This window comes from Stappia sp. BW2, assembly GCF_008107695.1.
Taxonomy (GTDB): domain Bacteria; phylum Pseudomonadota; class Alphaproteobacteria; order Rhizobiales; family Stappiaceae; genus Roseibium.
In genome coordinates this window covers 220,080-238,913 of record NZ_VIRG01000060.1, presented here as the reverse complement: position 1 = coordinate 238,913, position 18,834 = coordinate 220,080, and the positions used below count along the sequence as shown (strand labels likewise).

Sequence of the window (18,834 nt, the reverse complement as noted above, 5' to 3'; positions counted from 1 at the left end):
AAGCTTGGAAGAGCGTTTCCGCTTTATCTCATCGGGACCAAGGCCGGTCTGTTCAGTTCCGGGCAGTGTCATCCCGAAACCATGGTCTGCTGTGTGTCGCGAAGCGCAGAACATGCGTAAGCACTGAAGCTGGGGCCTGTTCCCAGTTCAAGAAACCTGAAGGATATCGCGGACGGTTTTGCTCTCCGCCAAGAAGCAAGCTTCAATCGCCGGGATCCCGCATCTCGTGCCGCGCGTATGGCGCCGCTATTTCGAAAATACTTCCGCAGCAAGCACCACCCCTTGGAGCCGATTTCCAGCCGGTGAGTGTCGTCATGCCTTTGCGCTGTCGTCACCATCACCTTCTGCCGGCACTGATGCGTTGCTGTCAGTTTCTACGCTCTTGCACAGAGCGCCCAGCATATTTGCGGCATACGCCGCGTAGGGACCGATCCAGCGTTCGTGAACCGCATGAATCGGGAGCGCATCCAGGTGGTTCCACCGTTCCCGCCCCCGCCGTTCGACCACCACAAGGTCTGCTTTTTCCAGAACCTTGAGATGCTGCATCACGGTGCAGCGATCCATCTGCGGCAGCGCTTCGCACAGATGGCCGGTGGTCTTTGGGCCATTCTTTAAAAGGTCGAGAATGTGCCTGCGTGCCCGGTGGCCTAGCGCCTTGAAAAGCGCGTCATCCTGATCATCTGTTGACATGTTATAATTCTATAACATAATAGATCCGAGAGGCAACAAGGAACACGGCCATGGACCTGAAATTCACTGTTGGCGGGCGAATTTCAAAACCCGTCGCAGAGGTGTTCGAAGCTGTCGTCAACCCGGATCAGCTCTCGGAATTTTTCACAACCGGCGGCGCGCGTGGCCGCATTGTGCCGGGAGCTGAAGTCACCTGGGACTTCCATGATTTTCCCGGCGCAACCCCGGTGCTTGTGCAGGAGGTGGTGACAAACGAAAAGATCGTCTTGCAATGGGAAGCGGATGGCGACCCTGGCACCTGGACGACCGTGACCATCACCTTTAAAGCGCTTGAAGACGGGCGCACGTACGTCCGCATCAGCGAATATGGCTGGCCGGAAACCGACACGGGTTTGAAATCCTGTCTGGGAAATTGCGAAGGCTGGACGGGAATGCTCTGCGCCATGAAGGTCTGGCTGGAACACGGCATCAAGCTTCGGGACGGATTTTACAAATAGGCGTTGCGTTTCGGGAGGTGTTCGAAGATGGAACCTGGCAGAAACATCGCTATCAAGGTGCCCCTCCACAGGTGGGAGGAAACCGTTGCGTTCTATCGGGACAAGATCGGACTGAAGGTGGCGCGAGAGCTGGACAACAGTACCGGCTTTTCCTTCGGATCGATGACCTTGTGGATCGACCGGGTTCCGCATCAAAGCCAGACAGACGTCTGGTTGGAATTGTTCGACGACGACCCGGAAACTGCACTGGCGGAATTGGGGTCTCCCAAACGCGACGAACTGGAACCGCTGGACGGCATTTGCGGCCATTGGACCAGCGACCCTGCCGGAACGGTCATTCTTGTGCGCAAGAACACCTGAGGATCAGGCGTCGTATCAAGGCAGTGAGCAATCGCCCGCACCTCTTGAAATGACGTCTTGAACCGGTCGTCGATATCACCCGCCTTCGGGCTGTTATCTCGCCCGCGGCGCCAGGATGGACCGCAGTCGCTTTGAAGCGGGTCGGCCGATTTCAACGACATGGGCGTTGGTGGTGAAGTGGATGGTACTGCGTCCCGACACTTGCCAATTGACACGCTGGATCTGTGCGCAGTTCACGATGGTGGAGCGGTCCAGCCGGTGAAACGGCGGTGACGGCAGTTTCGTTTCAAAGACACGCAGCAATCCGCTGGCCAGATGTTGCTGCCCGTTTTCAAGATAAACGCGGGTGTAGTCCCCTTCTGCCCGCAGGAAGGAAACCGCGTTGTGGGAAACGAGGATCGAAGCCGAGCTGGTCTTGAGCTGAAGGCGGTCGCTTGCCGTTTCCTGGGAGGGCACTCCAGACTTTTCCGGCGTGGAAAGACGCTCTGGCAACCTGTCCCGCAAGCGGCCGATTGCGGTTTCCAGTCGCTCCGGTTTGACCGGTTTGACGAGAAAATCGAGCGCTGCAACGTCAAAGGCATTGATTGCGTAAAGATCATAGGCGCTGACGACGATCACGAAGGTTTCGGGCGGCAGATCCGTTGCAAGATCGAAGCCCTTGCCGTTGGTCAGCTCCACGTCCAGGAAAACCGCGTCCGGACGGACCTCCTGCATCAACTTCCGGGCGGAAACGAGATCCCCCGCTTCTCCGGCAATCGTGATCTCGGGAAATTCTCCAAGCATGCGCCTGAGCCCGCGCCTGGCGGATGGCTCGTCATCGACAAGAACTACACGGAACATGCTGGCCCCTTCAGCAGGATACGCGCAACGACGGTTCCCTGATGTTCGCTCAAGCTGAAGTCGTGCTTGTCCGGATAGTGCAGCTGCAGACGTTTTCGCAGATTGGCATGGCCGATGGATTTTCGCGTCGGATCGCCCTCTGAAATCTCTCCGGAGTTGGTAACGGCAATCTCGACGGTCTGGCCGTCAAGCTCGCGGACGGTCACCTGGATGTCGATCCGGTTGGACTGCTGTTTCAACCCGTGCTTGACGGCATTTTCAACCAGCCCCTGAAGCATCATGTGCGGGACGATCATGTTCCTGACGGTTTCATCAACGCTTACAGTGCATTGGAGTTTGTCCTCAAAGCGGATTTCCTGGATCCGCAGATAGGCGTTCATCGCCTCCACTTCTTCTGAAAGCGGGCAAAGGTCACGCCGCTGCTGATTGAGGCAATAACGCAGGTAACTTGCGATTTCCCGCACCATTTCGAGCGCTGTATCCGGTCTTTCGTGAATTTCCGATGCAACGGAGTTCAGCGCGTTGAACAGGAAATGCGGCGCGAGTTGCAGCCGTAATTGTTCCAGCTCGGACCGCATGGTCTCCGCCAGCGCCTCGCTTTGCCGCAGCCGCGCAATGCGCGCTTCGTAGTCGGACCTCAGACAGAAATAGGCGAGCATCCAACCGAGGAGAACCGAGGTGTAAAAGACCGCCGGCGTGAAGGAATTGTTGAACGGCAGCGCCTCGGGAAAAAACGTATCACGGATCACCCATGCCACAGCCATCTGCACGGTGCCACCGACGAGCGAGAAGGCTGCGGCTGCCAGAAACACAGGAAGCGTAATGAGCCGCTGAACTTTTCGGAAGAAATAAAGATGTGCCGCGCTTGTCAGCAGAAAGCCGACGGTGTCCATCGAAAGGGTCAATGTGAGGGCGAGCTTGGCGTCGGAAAACGTCACCATTCGCGCGAAGAAACCGTAAATGGCGATGAACAGCCAGCCGCCGATCTGCAGCTTCCAGAAGAGATGCTCTGTCTCAGGCTGCAGGATTTCGCCCGAAGCAAACGCACCTGCGTTTTGCCCGTTTCGTATGTCATCTGCTGACGCGAAAGTTCCGCGCGCCTTCCCCGGAAGGGCTTCGTCTAACAACATGTTTCAAGCGATCTCATTATGAAATGACGTTGCTCAATATAGGATACCCATGTCGGGACAGCTGACAATTTCATCGAAGATTTCAGCAGGTTCATCGAATTTGCAGTGAAATTCATGAACCGGCAACCATAGTGCCTCCTGAAGAAGATCAAAAAATGCCCGCTTAAAACAATCAAGACAATTGCTTCAGGGAAACGCATATGGACCGCGGCCTCGCAACCGCTGGAAAAGCACAGGCTTCTTACCCTTCTCACAGGGGAACCAGCCGAAAAAAGTCTCTTTTGCTTTCGACCGCATCCCTGGCAAGCCTTTGCCTTGCGTCCCCCGCGCTGGCAAATTCCCTGTGCGATCAATCTGGCGACCCCTGGGTTTGCACATTCGATGCCGCATCCGATGTCAGTTACGTCGATCTGACCGCAACGGGCGCATCCGCTGGCGCGCAAGCACCCGGCATCACGATCCAGAATTCCGGCCAGCAGAACATGAACATCCCCACCAGCGAGGGGCTGTACGCAAACTGGTATGTCGAATCCAGAGGCGCGGACGGCGAGGACGCCGGTCCGGCCGGGGCAGGCGGAACGGTTACGATCGTCAATCAGAGCAGTCTCGACATAGATGTGTCGGAAGTCAGCCAATTTGCCATGGGCATCTTCGCCCGTTCCAGCGGCGGCGAAGGCGACCAGTCCAATGGGAACAACAACTCGAACGGCGGCTCCGGCGGCAACGGTGGCTCCGTTCAGGTCACCAACACAGGCGTTGCAAGCTATTCCGCCGTCGGCTACGCCAACTTCGGATTTGCCATCTTCGTTGCCGAGAGCAACGGTGGGACCGGCGGCAACCAGAACAACAGCATCCTGTCGGACCAATACGGCGGCCAGGGCGGCAGCGGCGGCAGCGTCACCGTCAACAACACCGCCCCGAGCGATTTTACTGTCGGTTCGAGCAGCAACCGCTTTCAGGGGCTTGGAGAAGGCGGCGGGTTCATCGCCAGATCCTTTGGCGGCAGCGGCGGCGACAACAACGGCAATGCCGGTGCTGGCGGAACAGTCACGATCAACAACGCCATGAACGGCGACATCTACTGGGATGTCACCACGACCGGGGGCGACGGCCTGTTCGTTCTCTATGGGTTAAGCGAAGGCGGCGCCGGCACCGCCTCGACGGACAACAGCGACGACGGGGGCGATGGCGGCAACGGCGGCACCGTCTCGATCACCAACTCAGCCAGACTCGTCCTCGACGTTACCGGCGGCAGCTACGAACCGAGCGCGGCAATCGGCGCGAAAAGCCTCGGCGGCAAGGGTGGAACCGGCCCCACCAAGGATCACAGCGGCGGCGACGGTGGCACAGCCGGGACCGTTTCGGTGTCTCTTGAAAACGGAAAATCCATCGAGACAAGTGGCGCCAATGTGTACGGCGTTCTGGCGCAGAGCATCGGTGGTGAAGGCGGAGACGGCGGCGACGGGACGGCGCTGGCCGGCACTGGAGGCGGCGGCGGCTTCGGCGGTGATGCCGGCACGGTTTCCGTCACCGTTTCAGGTGGCACCAGCATTGAGACAAGCGGCGTCTTTTCCGCAGCCATCGCGCTGCACTCCATCGGAGGCGGTGGCGGAACAGGCAGCGATTTCCAAAGTGTTCTCGGCGGCCAGAGCGGCAACGGCGGCAATGGCGGCGATGCCGGAAACGTCACCCTCTCGCTCGGCGATGCCACGGTCTCGACAGCAGCTGACCATGCTTTCGGTGTCGTCGCGCAGTCGATCGCGGGAAGTGGTGGAACCGGCGGGATCGATGCTTCAACCCTGGTTGGACTGGGCGGCGATGGCGCCGGTGGAGGCGCAGCCGGCACCGTAACGGTCAATTCAAGCGCCGATATCACGACCAATGGCTTCAATTCGCTTGGCATCATCGCCCAGTCCATTGGCGGTGGTGGCGGTGCCGCCGGGTCTTCCAGCGGGTTTGTCAGCATCGGCGGCAGTGCGGCCGGATCGACAGTGTCCAATGGAAGTTACGTCGGCGTTTCGAATACGGACACAGTGACAACCAAAGGCGCTTCCTCGGCCGGTATCCTGGCGCAATCGATTGGCGGTGGCGGCGGGTCCGGCGGCGACAGCACCGGTACTGTCGGCGTGGGTGGCCAAGGCTCAGCGGGCGGAAATGGCGGAACGGTCGCCATTCCGAACATCGGAACCATCGTCACCTCCGGCGGCTATTCTCCTGGAGCCATCTTCCAGTCAGTTGGTGGCGGCGGCGGCAACGGCGGCAGCGTGCAGACCCTGTCGACCATCGCCTCCATCGGTGTCGGCGGGTCTGCCGATCTCGGCGGTGACGGCGGTGAGGTCTGCGTCAACAACACCGGCGGATGCGTTTACGCTGACCTGTCTTCCCTGTTGACCGCCACAAGCGAAGGCAACGCCAACATCACCACAACCGGCGTATTCGCGCCGGGGCTGATCGCCCAGTCCATCGGCGGCGGTGGCGGTAACGGCGGCAGCGTCAAGAATTTCAGCGTCCTGTCCTTCCTCGCCTTCCAGATGGGGGGCAGCGGCGGCGATGGCGGTGACGGGGGAACTGTTTCCCTTGTCCAGAACGAGTTCTACGCCGCGACCTCAGGCGCTCAGTCGACGGCTGTCCTCGCCCAGTCCATCGGCGGCGGCGGCGGCACGGGTGGCAGCGCGAATTACTTCGACGCAACCATCGGCTTCAATGCCGCCTTTGTCCTGGGCGGAAGCGGTGGTGCCGGAGGTGACGGGGACGACGTCTCAATCGACCTATCGAGCGGCACCATTGCCACCGGCCTTTCCGCGTCTTCCACATCCAAATACGCCCCCAACAATGCGACCGGCATTCTGGCTCAATCCATTGGCGGTGGCGGCGGCAATGGCGGGTCGACATCCGCCGGCGATTTCCTTGTTGCCGCTCCAACCGGCACCGGTGTTCCCCTCGCCTTCAACTATGTGGCAACCGTCGGCGGCAACGGCGGCAATGCGGGGGCAGGCGGCAACGTGACCGTCACCTACGACCAGCCCTCCAGCCTCTCCACAATTGGCGATGCCTCTCACGGGATCCTGGCCCAATCGGTTGGTGGCGGCGGCGGCAACGGCGGCGATGCGTCCGCGCTGACAGCCACCCTTGGCGACAAGGACACGGTGGAATCTACCGCTACCGTTGCCTTGGGAGGCGGCACCGGCAATGCCCTGAGTGACTTCAATTCGGATTATGCGTTCACGACATCCGGTGGCGGCAATGGCGGGGCAGTCAAAGTAACCCTTGGAACCTACGGCTCGTCCTCCAATTCAGGCGGCACCACTGCAACGAAACTGACAACTCTGGCCCCGGAAAGCACGCTTTTCACTTTCGGCGACGGTGCCCATGGCGTTCTGGCGCAATCGATTGGCGGCGGCGGCGGCAACGGCGGTCTGGGCAACAGCAATGCCTATTCGCAAGGTGGCATCGCGTCACTTGAAGCGAAGATTTCCCTGGGCGGCCAAGGTGGTTCGGGCGGTCACGGCTCCTCCGTCGAGATCCATAACTTTGCCGGCTACACGGTCCAGACGCAGGGATCGGGCTCCAAAGGCCTGGTCGGACAGTCCATCGGTGGCGGTGGCGGCAACTCGCAGGGTGGCACCGTCTACCTTGGCGTTGGCGCCAGCAGCGTCTCCGGCAGCATGTCCCTGGGTGTAGGCGCGATTGGCGGCAGCGGCGGCGACGGCGGCACCATCTACGCCGAACAATACGGCCGCATCGAAACCTTCGGCGGCGACTCGGACGGTGTCGTGCTGCAATCCATCGGCGGCGGCGGGGGTATCGGCGGTTCGCTTGGCAACGATGCGTCGTCTCACAAGGTTCTTGACGCCATTGGGGCCTTGAAGAAACAGATCAAGCGCCTGTCGGATGCGGGAGCTTCCTATTCGTTCACGGTTGATGTCGGCGGCGGCGGCGGGTCCGGCGGGAACGGCAATCAGGTCAAATATTACCATGATGGCCAGATCATCACGCAAGGTGCCTGGGCGGACGGTGTCGTCCTGCAATCAATTGGCGGCGGCGGCGGTCAGGGCGGCTCGTCCACGGCCAGCGGCAGCGAAGTCAGCGCCTCCATCGAGCTTGCCGTCGGCGGCAAGGGCGGCTCCGGCGGGGACGGTGGTGAAGTCGCTGTCTGGCTCAATAGCGGCGACAACAATTTCGTCAACACGGCCGGTTTCGGCGCCACCGGCATGACGCTGCAATCCATTGGTGGTGGTGGCGGCCAAGGCGGTGATGGCTCGGACAACCAGACGGGCACACTGGCAATCGGTGGCGACGGCGGCGGTACAGGTGGTGCAGGCGGCGATGGCGGCCAGGTTCACACCTATGACACCAGCGCCGTAACGATCACGACCAACGGCAATGATGCTGTTGCCCTGGTTGCCCAGTCAATCGGCGGTGGCGGCGGCACCGGCGGGGTCGGCAGCAGCGCGGAAACAACGCGCGTCGACGGCAGTGAGCTGAGCGTCTCTGTGGGTGGTTCAGGCGGTGTGGCCGGCAATGGCGGCACAATCGATCTGGCAATGGACACGACAATTGCGACCTACGGCAACCGCTCTCATGGCGTCCTGCTCCAGTCCATTGGCGGCGGCGGCGGGTATGGTGTCACCGGCAGCGTTGAAGGCGGGCTTGATCTGGCTCTTGGCGGCACGGGCGGGGCGGCTGGCAATGGCGATACGGTCACGTTCCAGCTAACCGGCGGTGCCGGTATCCAGACCAGCGGCGACGGCGCTTTCGGCCTGGTGGCCCAATCCATCGGTGGCGGCGGCGGATTGGCAGGCGATGCGACCGGCAGTTCCATGACCAATGCCACCGCGAACCTGACCTCCGGCGGTGCCAGCGGCAACGGCGGGCAGATCACACTGGATATCGATGCGCCGATCACCGTCACCGGCGACGAGTCAATTGGCATTATCGCTCAGTCCATTGGCGGCGGCGGTGGCATTTCGGGCACTGGCTCGGGCGGCTCGGCCGGCCTCATGTCAACGGACAGCACGGGAACCGGAGGCGCTATCAATCTGGACATCGCAAGCCAGGTGGCAGCCACCGGCGCGCGTTCGTCAGGCGTCTTTGCGCAAAGCCAGGGTGCTGACGGCAACGGGACAGTCGGGATTACGGTTGACGGAAACGGCAGTGTTCAGGGCGGCACGGACACAGACGCAGCGGCTATCAGGGTCTCCAACGGGCTCAACAACACGCTGGTTCTGAACGACGATGCCATTGTCCAGTCGGGCGCATCGCGCAACGGAACCGACGACAGCGGCTCCTATGCCGTCTGGTACACCGGCACAGGAACGACCGCTGACGGGGCAACCCTCGATGTAACGGTCAACGACACCGCATCGCTTTACGGCGATGTCGTCCTGACCAATGCCGACGGCGGCAGCGCCGGGACGGTCACCAACAATTCCCCCAACACCCTTGCTGACGGCTATCTGTATGATGCAAATGTGATCAACAACGGCCGTTTCGTTTTGGGCCGCACACGCGACCCCGGCAAGACAGTGATTACCGGCAACTTCACGCAAAGCGCACAGGGTTTTCTGGTCGCGGACATCGACCTGAACAATTTCGATTCCGATTGGCTGGAGGTGCGCGGCGACGCGACGCTGGCAGGCACACTCGGCCTGAAGACCATCAGCCTTCTTCCGGACAGGAAGACAAAGGTTCTGTCGGTCGGCGGATCTGTTTCAGGTACCCTCACCCCGCAGAACTCTCTCATTTTTGATTACCTGTTCAATCCGGAAGGCTCCGACTATTATTTCCAGGTAACCGGCGCCGACTTTACCCCCAACGGCAAGGTGAAGCTCAACCGGGATCAGAAGGCCGTTGCGGAAAACCTTCAGAATATCTGGGATCGTGGCGGCAACAACGTGTTCGGCACGTTGTTCGGGGCTATTGCCGATGAGGTCGACAATCAGTCTGGAGACTATGCAGACACCCTGAACCAGCTTCTGCCGCGCACCGGGCTCGCTGCCGTCGTTGAACAGACATTCGAAATGCTGACCTTCGGTGACAGCTTGATGAGCTGCCCCGTCTTCGAAGGCGATGGCGCGGGCATAACAGAGGGCTCCTGTGGCTGGGCACGGGCAACCGGCGGCACAGGCCACCGCGCGGCCATCGGCAATTCGCCGAGCTATAAAGCCGACGCGCTGACCTATCAGCTCGGCGGGCAACGGGAAATCGCTCCGGGCTGGTTCATCGGCGGCGCCGCGGCCTTTCAGCAGACCTGGATTTCCCAGGCCTCCGGAACCGTCAAGGGAGACGGCAAGTCGGGATATCTCGGGGCGAGCCTGAAGCGGGAGATGGGTGCATGGACCCTTTCTGCCGCCGCCGCCGGCAGCTATGGCAGCACGCGGTTCGACCGCAACCTGTCGATTTCAGACCTAAACGAAACCATCTCAAGCTCGCCCGACGTGCTGGCAGGCTCCATCAGGGCGCGTATCGCCCGCACGTTTGCGGCAACAAACGTCTACGTCAAACCCTACATCGACTTTGACGCGATCTATTCCAGGGTCGGCAACTACCGGGAAAGCGGAGATTACGGGCTGGAATTCGACTCCACGGGCCATTGGAATTTCGCCGCAACGCCTTCCGTCGAGTTCGGCAGCCGTCTGCGCTACAAGGATGGCAAGGACCTGCGGGTTTACGGCAAACTCGGCGTCTCGTTTCTGTCCAGCAACGAGTGGCAAACCGATGCCCGCTTCACCAACCGCTCCGGGGGAACCGGGTCTTTCAAGACATCTGTCGAACATGAAGACCTGTTTGCCACCATTGGCGCCGGCCTTCAGCTCACGTCTATCGAAGGGGTCGACCTGCGGCTTGAGTACAACGGCCGCTTCTCGGAAAAACTGGCCACCAACAGCGGATCTCTGAGGCTCAGCATTCCGTTTTAGGTCAGCAGGACAAATACCGGGAGGCCAAGTCCCGCCGTTGGAAAAGCGACGGGCAAGGCCGGTAGAGGTTGGGGCAAGACAGGATCTGCGAGATGTTGCTGAACAGAGGCTGGAGATGAGTTCCGCCGTTCAAACCAAAGGCTTTTCGTAAGTCGGAAGAAGGTTTGCCGGCGTTTAGTCCCCGGCAAACCTTCTTTCCGGGGCCGAATTACATCGGCGGCATGATGACTTTGTCGATCACGTGAATGACGCCATTGTCGGCGGCAACGTCTGCGGTCACGACATTGGCGTCGTTGACCATGACACCGTTATCGAGATCAACCGTGATTTCGCTGCCTTCCACGGTCTTCGCCGTCATTCCATCCGAAAGATCCGTCGACATGACTTTGCCGGGAACCACATGGTACGTCAGGATAGCGACAAGCTTTCCCTTGTTTTCCGGCTTCAGAAGGTCGTCGACGGTGCCGGCGGGCAGCGCGGCAAAGGCTTCATCCGTGGGCGCGAAAACGGTGAACGGACCGTCGCCTTTCAAGGTTTCAACCAGTCCGGCAGCTTGAACGGCGGCGACAAGCGTGCCGAACGAACCTGCATTGACCGCAGTGTCGACAATATCGGCCGCCTTGGCCGGAAGAGACATCACGGATGCTACGATACCGATAGCAAGATACTTGGCAATTTTCATCTGATCCTCCTCGTCAGTTATGAAACTGGCTTTGCACCAGCCACTTCGATACGTGACCGTGCGGGGGAGAGATCTGCGAAAACGCAGGGCATCTGGACACATTAACGTTACGTTAATTTGATGATCCAGAAGTGATCCAGAAGCCGATCCATGCATTCCACACTTCAGCCCTCATCAAGGGATCGATTCTTAAGGCAACCGCATCGAAACATGTCAGACTGTTTTCTTGTCAATCTGGTGAGGGCGGCCCCCGTCAAAACAGGCTTCCGTATTGCCGTCTCGGCGAAACCGAGACGGCTTGCACTCTTCAGAAGCTTGCCTGAAGCAACTCGGAGCTGTAGCCCGCCTCGTTGAGAGCGCCTGCAATTTCCTGTGCGGACCGGGTGCTTTTGACGGTCACGGTTCTGTTTTCCATGTCGAACTCGACCTGGGCAGCACCATCCGTTTGCTCAATGGACTTTCCGATGGCCGCCTTGCAGTGACCACAGCTCATGTCTGGAATGCTGAACTTCATGATTTGCTCCGTAGCTGTTTGATTTTCCGGTTCTCGTACATCCAGCAGCAGGAGGGTCAAGAAGAAAAAAACCTGAAAATGCGGAGCTGGTTCTTGACCTTCCAGTGACTGGAGAGCCCATTTGACAGCAATCGAACAATCCATGCCGGAGTCGGACCCATGTCTGGGCAACAGAAAATCTCCTTGTCGGTTCAGGGAATGTCATGCGCATCCTGTGTGGGGCGCGTCGAGCGCGGCCTTGCCTCTGTCGAGGGCCTTGGAGACGTCGGCGTGAACCTGGCAACCGAAAGCGCTCAATTTTCTGCCGCCCCGGACAAGATTGCAGCTGCTGTCGCCAAGCTGGACGATCTCGGCTATCCCGCCCGAACGCAAACGGTCACGCTGACCATTCAGTCCATGTCCTGTGCGTCGTGCGTCGGCCGCGTCGACAAGGCGCTGCAAGCTGTTCCCGGTGTCATCAGCGCCAGCGTCAACCTTGCGGCCGAGACGGCAACGGTCGTCTTCGCGGAAGGTGCCACGAGCGTTCAGGATCTCATCAAAGCGAGCACAGACGCCGGCTATCCGGCAAGCCTCGCAGACGCGGGAACGTCACAGGATCGGACCGAACGCAAGGCGGAAGAAGCACGGGAACTGGCGCGCAAGATGGCCATCGCAGCCGCTTTTGCCCTGCCCGTGTTTCTGATCGAGATGGGGGGACATCTGATCCCCGCCATTCATCACCTGATTGCAGCGACAATCGGTCAGCAAACGAGCTGGATCCTGCAATTTGTGCTGACAAGTATCGTGCTTTTCGGTCCGGGCCGGACTTTCTACCTGAAGGGCATTCCGGCCCTTTTGAAAGGCGCTCCCGACATGAACAGTCTGGTGGCTGTCGGGACCGGCGCCGCCTATCTCTATTCGGTGGTTGCCACCTTTTTGCCGGACATGGTTCCGACCGAGGTTCGCGCGGTCTATTACGAGGCAGCGGCTGTGATTGTCGTTCTGATCCTGATGGGGCGCTTTCTTGAAGCCAGGGCAAAGGGGCGCACCGGGGCGGCCATCCAGAGCCTGCTGGGCCTGCAGGTCAAGTCGGCCCGGGTACTGCGGAACGGCGAGATGGTGGATGTGCCTCTTGAAACGCTGGCCATCGGCGACGTCGTGGTCGTTCGCCCCGGAGAGCGGCTCGCGGTTGACGGTGAAGTGGTCGAAGGGATCTCTCACGTCGATGAAAGCATGATCACGGGTGAGCCCCAGCCGGTCGCAAAGTCGGCCGGCAGCGCGGTGACCGGCGGCACGGTGAACGGCAGCGGTGGACTTCAATTCAAGGCGACGCGTGTCGGCGCCGACACGACGCTGTCGCAGATCATCCGCATGGTCGAAGAAGCTCAGGGCGCCAAGCTTCCAATTCAGGGACTGGTGGACCGCATCACGTTGTGGTTCGTGCCCGCCGTCATGGCCGCCGCCCTGGCGACGGTCGTGGTGTGGCTGATCGTTGGTCCGAACCCGGCGCTGACACTCGCCCTGGTGGCCGGTGTGTCGGTGCTCATCATTGCCTGCCCGTGTGCCATGGGCCTTGCGACGCCCACATCCATCATGGTGGGCACAGGCAGGGCCGCCGAAATGGGCGTTCTGTTTCGCAAGGGTGACGCGCTTCAGCAACTTGCCGACGTCGACATTGTCGCCCTGGACAAGACGGGAACCGTGACGGAAGGCCGACCGGAACTGACCGATCTGGTTCTGGCAGATGGATTTGAACGCTCATTGGTGTTGTCGCGCATTGCAGCCGTCGAGGCCCGCTCGGAACATCCGGTCGCCGAGGCCATCGTGCGGGCAGCAGCCAAGGAAGGCGTGGAGAAGCTTGCGGTGAGCGAGTTCAACTCCATCACCGGTCATGGCGTTTCCGCTGTCGTGGACGGTCAACGGGTGCTTGTCGGTGCCGACAGGCTGATGGCACGCGAAGGGATTGCGACGGATGCCCTGTCGAACGAGGAAACCGGGTTGGCGAAACGCGAGCGTACGGCGCTTTATGCCGCCATTGACGGCAGGATTGCGGCTGTTATCGGAGTTTCCGATCCGGTGAAATCCTCGAGCCGGCCCACAATCGCAGCTCTCCACGAGCGGGGGTTGAAGGTCGCGATGATTACCGGCGACAAACGGGAGACCGCAGAGGCGATCGCCGCGGAAACCGGGATCGACACCGTCATCGCGGGCGTTCTGCCCGACGGCAAGGTCGACGCCCTGACCAACCTCAAGGGCAGCGACAACCGCCGTATCGCCTTCGTCGGGGATGGTATCAACGATGCCCCTGCCCTCGCCCATGCGGATGTCGGCATCGCGATCGGCACCGGGACCGATGTGGCAATAGAATCGGCCGATGTCGTCTTGATGTCGGGCGATCTGAGGGGCGTCGTGAATGCTTACGAGGTCTCTCGCCGGACCATGCGCAACATCAAGGAAAACCTCTTCTGGGCGTTTGCCTATAACACGGCCTTGATACCCGTGGCCGCCGGAGCACTCTATCCCGCCTTCGGCGTGCTGCTATCGCCTGTTCTTGCGGCCGGCGCCATGGCTTTGTCATCCGTGTTTGTGCTGACCAATGCGCTGCGGCTTCGCAGGATCGCGCCGGTGATGGCTGAAGCAAGACCCGGAACCTCTGCCCCCCCGAATGCAACGGCGGTGGCTGCCGAGTAGAAGGTTCTCAAACCCGGTCAGCACAGCCGTTTGCTGCAACAAGGGAAGCTGTCTCATCAGACCGCTCAGAACGGGCAATTTTGCAATCCGGTTCAGGACTGCCGCCTTTGTTCTGCGTTTCGGTCCAACGGCAGGGCCGAAGTTCTTTGCCGCTGCGGCACTTAGAGGGACAGGGCATCTCTGCCAGCTTCCGTTTCCGCATCGGTCAGACAGGCGCAGGCCAGCAAAAACTCTCTGCACATAATCACGTCATCAACAACGCCGGTATAAAGGCATTTTTTGGCGGATTTCTGCCGAAAAATGTCTATCGTGCATGTGGACAAACAGGGATATCGACCCAGGACGGACCGGGTTTGGATAGAGACTCTTAACCTTATTTTCCTACATCTCTTTCAAAGGCGTTCAACCCGAAACACTAGTCTTCTTTGTCCATGCGTATTTCCCGGAAGAATTTCTCAATTTCGAATTCGAACGATGCCGGCCAGTCAGCTCCTGCCGATGAAACCAATCGGGAAGCTCATGGCGGAAGTGTGCTCGCGCAAACCGGCATCACAGACGGTGAGCGGCCCGCAGAGATGCACCAGGTGCCGCGCATTGAAGCCACCCCACAACACACAACAGCAGATGGAAGCCGGACGGTGAGTTCCCCTTCAGACGAATCCTGTCAGAGTTACTTCTATCTCGCGCCCAACGTCCGCTTCACCCGGACGCCGGACCGTGGCTCGAAACAGCGGTCTGTTCCAGCGGAAAACGTTAGCGAAGACACGCTTCCTGAAACGGTTTTGCCGGTCGAGGCAGACACCATTGACCAGCCCCCCCTGACCGCAGCAACACCCGTCCCTGCCGTCGCTCCATCGCTACCGGTCACGCATATGCGCGGCCCCACCGCCGATGGTAGACCGGTGGATGTGCAAGCCGTCGCAAACGATACGGGATCCTCTGCGACACACCTTGGGTTCCTGTCCGATCACGCATTCTTTGAGTTCATGTCTGACGATGCCCTCGCCCCGCAAGCGAGCACCGTGGCACCCGTTCAGAAAGCTCCGGAACCGGTGCGGCCGGTCCGGACGGTTTATGAAGAAGTTCCAGTTGCCGGACAAAGCGCACGGCCAGCGGAAGGCATCGTATCGCTGTACCGCGTCGTCGAATGCAACGGGTCCGCACCGGCGGAACCCAAGCCTTCCTCTGCCAGACAGATTGGGGCCACGCCTTCAAGACCGGCGGCGCAACGCAGTAGCCAAAGGACGGAAGTTCCTTCTGGCGCCGATGGCAACCAGCGTGAACATGTTGCGGCGAAGGTGCAGGTTTCAATGCCAACCCCTGCATCCCGTCCCTTGTCCTCCAGCACGCAGGCCCTTCCGCCCATTGGCGCAAGAACGGGTCAGCAGTCGCTGTTCGGCAGCTACGAGTTTCCGTCGGGCGATCTGCTGCAAGTTCCTCAGGATGGCCCCGGCTTCCAGATGACGCAGGAGCAACTGGAACGAAACGCCGGGCTTCTGGAAAGCGTTCTGGAAGACTTCAAGGTGCGCGGCGAGATCATTCACGTCCGGCCTGGCCCTGTCGTCACCCTTTACGAGTTCGAACCGGCTCCGGGCATCAAGTCATCGCGCATCGTCAATCTGGCGGATGACATTGCGCGCTCCATGTCAGCCATTTCGGCACGTGTTGCGGTCGTGCCCGGCCGCAATGTCATCGGGATCGAACTGCCGAACACGGAGCGTGAAACCGTCTATTTCCGTGAACTGATCGACTCGAACAGTTTCCGTGCCACCAATTGCAAGCTCGCGCTGAGCCTCGGCAAGACAATCGGCGGAGAGCCCGTTGTCGCCGATTTGGCGAAGATGCCGCATCTCCTGGTCGCCGGAACGACCGGCTCGGGCAAATCGGTCGCCATCAACACCATGATCCTATCGCTGCTCTACCGGTTGAAGCCGGAAGAGTGCCGCCTGATCATGGTGGATCCGAAGATGCTGGAACTCTCGATCTACGATGACATTCCGCACCTTCTGACACCGGTCGTTACCGATCCGAAAAAAGCAGTGACAGCGCTCAAATGGGCCGTCCGTGAAATGGAAGACCGTTATCGCAAGATGGCGCGACTTGGTGTGCGCAACATCAACGGCTTCAACCAGCGGGCTGCGGCTGCAAGTCAGAAGGGCGAACCGGTTGTTGTGACCGTGCAGACCGGATTTGACCGGGATACGGGTGAGCCGCTCTACGAGCAGCAGGAAATGGACCTCGCTCCGATGCCCTATATCGTCATCATCGTTGACGAGATGGCCGACCTGATGATGGTCGCCGGCAAGGAAATTGAAGGGGCGATCCAGCGACTGGCGCAGATGGCTCGCGCCGCTGGCATCCATCTTATCATGGCGACGCAGCGCCCGTCGGTGGACGTTATCACCGGCACGATCAAGGCAAACTTCCCGACCCGGATTTCCTTCCAGGTCACCTCGAAGATCGACAGCCGCACGATCCTGGGCGAGCAGGGTGCAGAACAGCTGCTCGGCATGGGCGATATGCTTCACATGTCAGGTGGCGGACGCATCAACCGTGTCCACGGTGCTTTCGTCTCGGATGAGGAAGTCGAACAGGTTGTCGCACATCTGAAGAGCCAGGGCCGGCCCGCCTATCTCGAAACCGTGACCGCGGAAGAGGAGGAGGAGCCGGAAGAAGACGAAGCCGTCTTCGACAAGGGTGCAATCGCTTCCGAAGACGGGGACGATCTCTATGAAAAGGCGGTGAAAATCGTTCTGCGCGACAAGCGCTGTTCGACCTCCTACATCCAGCGCCGCCTCGGCATTGGTTACAACCGCGCCGCTACCCTGGTCGAGAAAATGGAAAACGATGGCCTTGTGGGAGCGCCCAACCACGTTGGCAAGCGCGAAATTCTGGCCACGAAAAAAGAGCCGCCTTCCGAAGAATAGGCAACTCGGCACGCGGGGTATGGGCAGACGGAGTATCGGCCTAGGGGCCCGGAAGACCTCTTTCCGGATCCTATTGCTTGGCACTGTTCCAGCTGTTGAGAGAGTCCAGAAGCCTTTCCAGAGACGGCTTGATGCGCTCCGCATCGACCTCCTGGAGGGCCGACAGCAGGGTTCTTTCGTGTTCCCTTGCCTCTTCGACCACGTCTGAGCTCAATTTCTGCCCAGCCTCCGTCAGATGGACGCGGACACGGCGGCCATCGCCCTCATCGCTTTTGCGAACGACCAGACCGCGCTTTTCCATCTGGTCGACAATGCGTGTCATTCTGGATTGTTCCATCAGAGAATATCGCGCCAGCTGCGTGATCATCAGTCCGTCCTGATCGTAAAGACAGGCCAGGACGCGCCATTCCGGCACTCGCAGGCCCAATTCCCGGACACGCGCGTGAAACTGGTGGCTGGCCGCTTCACTCGACGCCGCCAGAAGGTACAGCAGGTAAGAAGAAACGAATTTTCCCGGCGTCTGGGTCAAAACCCTTCCTCCATCAATGCACACTTTTGAAAGCGTCCTTTATCCCGGACCAATCAAGAAAAAAAGAGTCTTGACTCATTATATATGAAATTTCATATTTTTTAAAGGAGGAGGCATTTAAGGTGGATCTTGTTCTTGAAAGCATAGAACCGGAAACCGATCAGATTCGTGTTTTCAGGTTCCGCGCGGAGGCAGGCGCGCCATTGCCTGCCTATGAAGCCGGCGCTCATATTACATTTGACCTCGGCCCCCTGGGGGAGCGCGACTACTCCCTCATCGACTGGCCAGAGGCTGATGAGCTCTATACCGTGGCTGTGCAGCGGGAAGAGGATGGCCAGGGCGGCTCCAAGGCCATGCATGCCTTGAACGCTGGTCAATCGATCTCCGTCAGCGAACAGAACAACGACTTTCCGCTTGTTGAAGACGCGGCTCACGTCCTGCTTCTGGCAGGCGGCATCGGCATCACACCGCTGATCTCGATGGCGACGCGGTTGAAGTTGAAAGATCGTTCCTTCGAATTGCATTATTCGGCCCGGACGGCATCCAGAATGGGGTTTGCCGGCAAGCTCAAGGCTGCCTTTGGCGATAGCACCCATTTCTATTTTGACGACACCGATCCGCTCGACCTGACGGCCTTGATGAAAGCCCAGCCCTCCGGAACGCATCTTTACGTCTGCGGCCCCAAGGGGATGATCGATGCCGCACGTACGGCCGCAGCCGATGCAGGGCTTCCGGAAGACGCCATTCATGTTGAGCTCTTCAGTGCACCGCAGGCGCAAACCGGTGACGCGCCATTCGAAGTGGAAATTCACAGCACGGGTCAGGTGGTGACGGTTGCTTCGGACCAGACCATCATCGAGGCTCTGGAAGCTGCCGGTGTCGACGTGTTGTACGACTGTCAACGCGGCGACTGCGGCATCTGCCAGGCGGATGTGATCAGCGGAACGCCCGATCACCGTGACGTTGTGCTGTCGGATGCAGAAAAGGCATCCGGAAAGGTTATGCAGATTTGTGTCAGCCGCGCGAAATGTGCGCGGCTTGTCCTCGATCTTTAGGGTTTCGCATTCCAGGGAGGAGC

The 18,834-nt window shown here is 59.9% G+C and carries 12 protein-coding genes; 6 read left to right on the top strand and 6 right to left on the bottom strand.

The window, feature by feature from the left end:
• Positions 1-312: 312 nt before the first annotated feature.
• Positions 313-690, bottom strand: coding sequence for an ArsR/SmtB family transcription factor (locus tag FMN63_RS10685; RefSeq protein ID WP_148583956.1), 378 nt, complete (start codon positions 688-690; stop codon positions 313-315).
• A gap of 50 nt (positions 691-740) precedes the next feature.
• Here FMN63_RS10685 and FMN63_RS10680 point away from each other — a divergent pair, with 50 nt between their 5' ends.
• Together FMN63_RS10680 and FMN63_RS10675 are read left to right on the top strand one after the other, a co-directional pair.
• On the top strand, positions 741-1,187 hold the full coding sequence (locus tag FMN63_RS10680) for an SRPBCC family protein (RefSeq protein WP_148583955.1): 447 nt from the start codon (positions 741-743) through the stop codon (positions 1,185-1,187).
• Positions 1,188-1,214: 27 nt separating this feature from the next.
• Complete coding sequence (locus FMN63_RS10675) at positions 1,215-1,547, top strand: VOC family protein (protein ID WP_148583954.1); 333 nt, start codon at positions 1,215-1,217, stop codon at positions 1,545-1,547.
• Positions 1,548-1,640: 93 nt separating this feature from the next.
• Here FMN63_RS10675 and FMN63_RS10670 read toward each other — a convergent pair whose 3' ends face one another.
• Positions 1,641-2,387: a LytR/AlgR family response regulator transcription factor gene (locus FMN63_RS10670; protein ID WP_148583953.1), complete on the bottom strand. Its 747-nt coding sequence runs from the start codon at positions 2,385-2,387 to the stop codon at positions 1,641-1,643.
• Positions 2,375-3,517: a sensor histidine kinase gene (locus tag FMN63_RS10665; protein ID WP_148583952.1), complete on the bottom strand. Its 1,143-nt coding sequence runs from the start codon at positions 3,515-3,517 to the stop codon at positions 2,375-2,377. The genes FMN63_RS10670 and FMN63_RS10665 overlap by 13 nt, the downstream gene beginning before the upstream one ends.
• Before the next feature lie 281 nt (positions 3,518-3,798).
• Here FMN63_RS10665 and FMN63_RS10660 point away from each other — a divergent pair, with 281 nt between their 5' ends.
• Positions 3,799-10,434, top strand: a complete 6,636-nt coding sequence (locus tag FMN63_RS10660; RefSeq protein WP_148583951.1) for an autotransporter outer membrane beta-barrel domain-containing protein — start codon at positions 3,799-3,801, stop codon at positions 10,432-10,434.
• Between the two features lie 208 nt (positions 10,435-10,642).
• Here FMN63_RS10660 and FMN63_RS10655 read toward each other — a convergent pair whose 3' ends face one another.
• Both FMN63_RS10655 and FMN63_RS29485 read right to left on the bottom strand, forming a co-directional pair.
• On the bottom strand, positions 10,643-11,116 hold the full coding sequence (locus tag FMN63_RS10655) for a fasciclin domain-containing protein (RefSeq protein WP_148583950.1): 474 nt from the start codon (positions 11,114-11,116) through the stop codon (positions 10,643-10,645).
• A 307-nt stretch (positions 11,117-11,423) separates the two neighbouring features.
• Positions 11,424-11,630, bottom strand: a complete 207-nt coding sequence (locus FMN63_RS29485) for a heavy-metal-associated domain-containing protein (RefSeq protein ID WP_162530015.1) — start codon at positions 11,628-11,630, stop codon at positions 11,424-11,426.
• Positions 11,631-11,789: 159 nt separating this feature from the next.
• Between FMN63_RS29485 and FMN63_RS10645 the strand changes: the two genes are divergently transcribed.
• Positions 11,790-14,300 carry a heavy metal translocating P-type ATPase gene (locus FMN63_RS10645; RefSeq protein WP_148583948.1) on the top strand — a complete coding sequence of 837 codons (2,511 nt, stop codon included), beginning with the start codon at positions 11,790-11,792 and terminating at the stop codon, positions 14,298-14,300.
• Between the two features lie 431 nt (positions 14,301-14,731).
• Entirely contained in the window at positions 14,732-17,227 is a 2,496-nt protein-coding gene (locus FMN63_RS10640) for a DNA translocase FtsK (RefSeq protein ID WP_162855018.1), read from the top strand.
• Positions 17,228-17,297: 70 nt separating this feature from the next.
• Here the strand turns inward: FMN63_RS10640 and FMN63_RS10635 are convergent, their stop codons facing one another.
• Entirely contained in the window at positions 17,298-17,756 is a 459-nt protein-coding gene (locus tag FMN63_RS10635) for a MarR family winged helix-turn-helix transcriptional regulator (protein WP_148583947.1), read from the bottom strand.
• Positions 17,757-17,878: 122 nt separating this feature from the next.
• Here FMN63_RS10635 and FMN63_RS10630 point away from each other — a divergent pair, with 122 nt between their 5' ends.
• Positions 17,879-18,811 carry a PDR/VanB family oxidoreductase gene (locus FMN63_RS10630; RefSeq protein ID WP_148583946.1) on the top strand — a complete coding sequence of 311 codons (933 nt, stop codon included), beginning with the start codon at positions 17,879-17,881 and terminating at the stop codon, positions 18,809-18,811.
• The last annotated feature ends 23 nt before the right edge of the window (positions 18,812-18,834 follow it).

Bases quoted from the DNA above. Each gene is read 5' to 3' on its own strand.
- FMN63_RS10665 (WP_148583952.1), bottom strand. From the start codon at position 3,517: ATGTTGTTAGACGAAGCCCTTCCGGGGAAGGCGCGCGGAACTTTCGCG.
- FMN63_RS10670 (WP_148583953.1), bottom strand. From the start codon at position 2,387: ATGTTCCGTGTAGTTCTTGTCGATGACGAGCCATCCGCCAGGCGCGGG.
- FMN63_RS29485 (WP_162530015.1), bottom strand. From the start codon at position 11,630: ATGAAGTTCAGCATTCCAGACATGAGCTGTGGTCACTGCAAGGCGGCC.
- FMN63_RS10645 (WP_148583948.1), top strand. From the start codon at position 11,790: ATGTCTGGGCAACAGAAAATCTCCTTGTCGGTTCAGGGAATGTCATGC.
- FMN63_RS10655 (WP_148583950.1), bottom strand. From the start codon at position 11,116: ATGAAAATTGCCAAGTATCTTGCTATCGGTATCGTAGCATCCGTGATG.
- FMN63_RS10640 (WP_162855018.1), top strand. From the start codon at position 14,732: ATGCGTATTTCCCGGAAGAATTTCTCAATTTCGAATTCGAACGATGCC.
- FMN63_RS10680 (WP_148583955.1), top strand. From the start codon at position 741: ATGGACCTGAAATTCACTGTTGGCGGGCGAATTTCAAAACCCGTCGCA.
- FMN63_RS10675 (WP_148583954.1), top strand. From the start codon at position 1,215: ATGGAACCTGGCAGAAACATCGCTATCAAGGTGCCCCTCCACAGGTGG.
- FMN63_RS10685 (WP_148583956.1), bottom strand. From the start codon at position 690: ATGTCAACAGATGATCAGGATGACGCGCTTTTCAAGGCGCTAGGCCAC.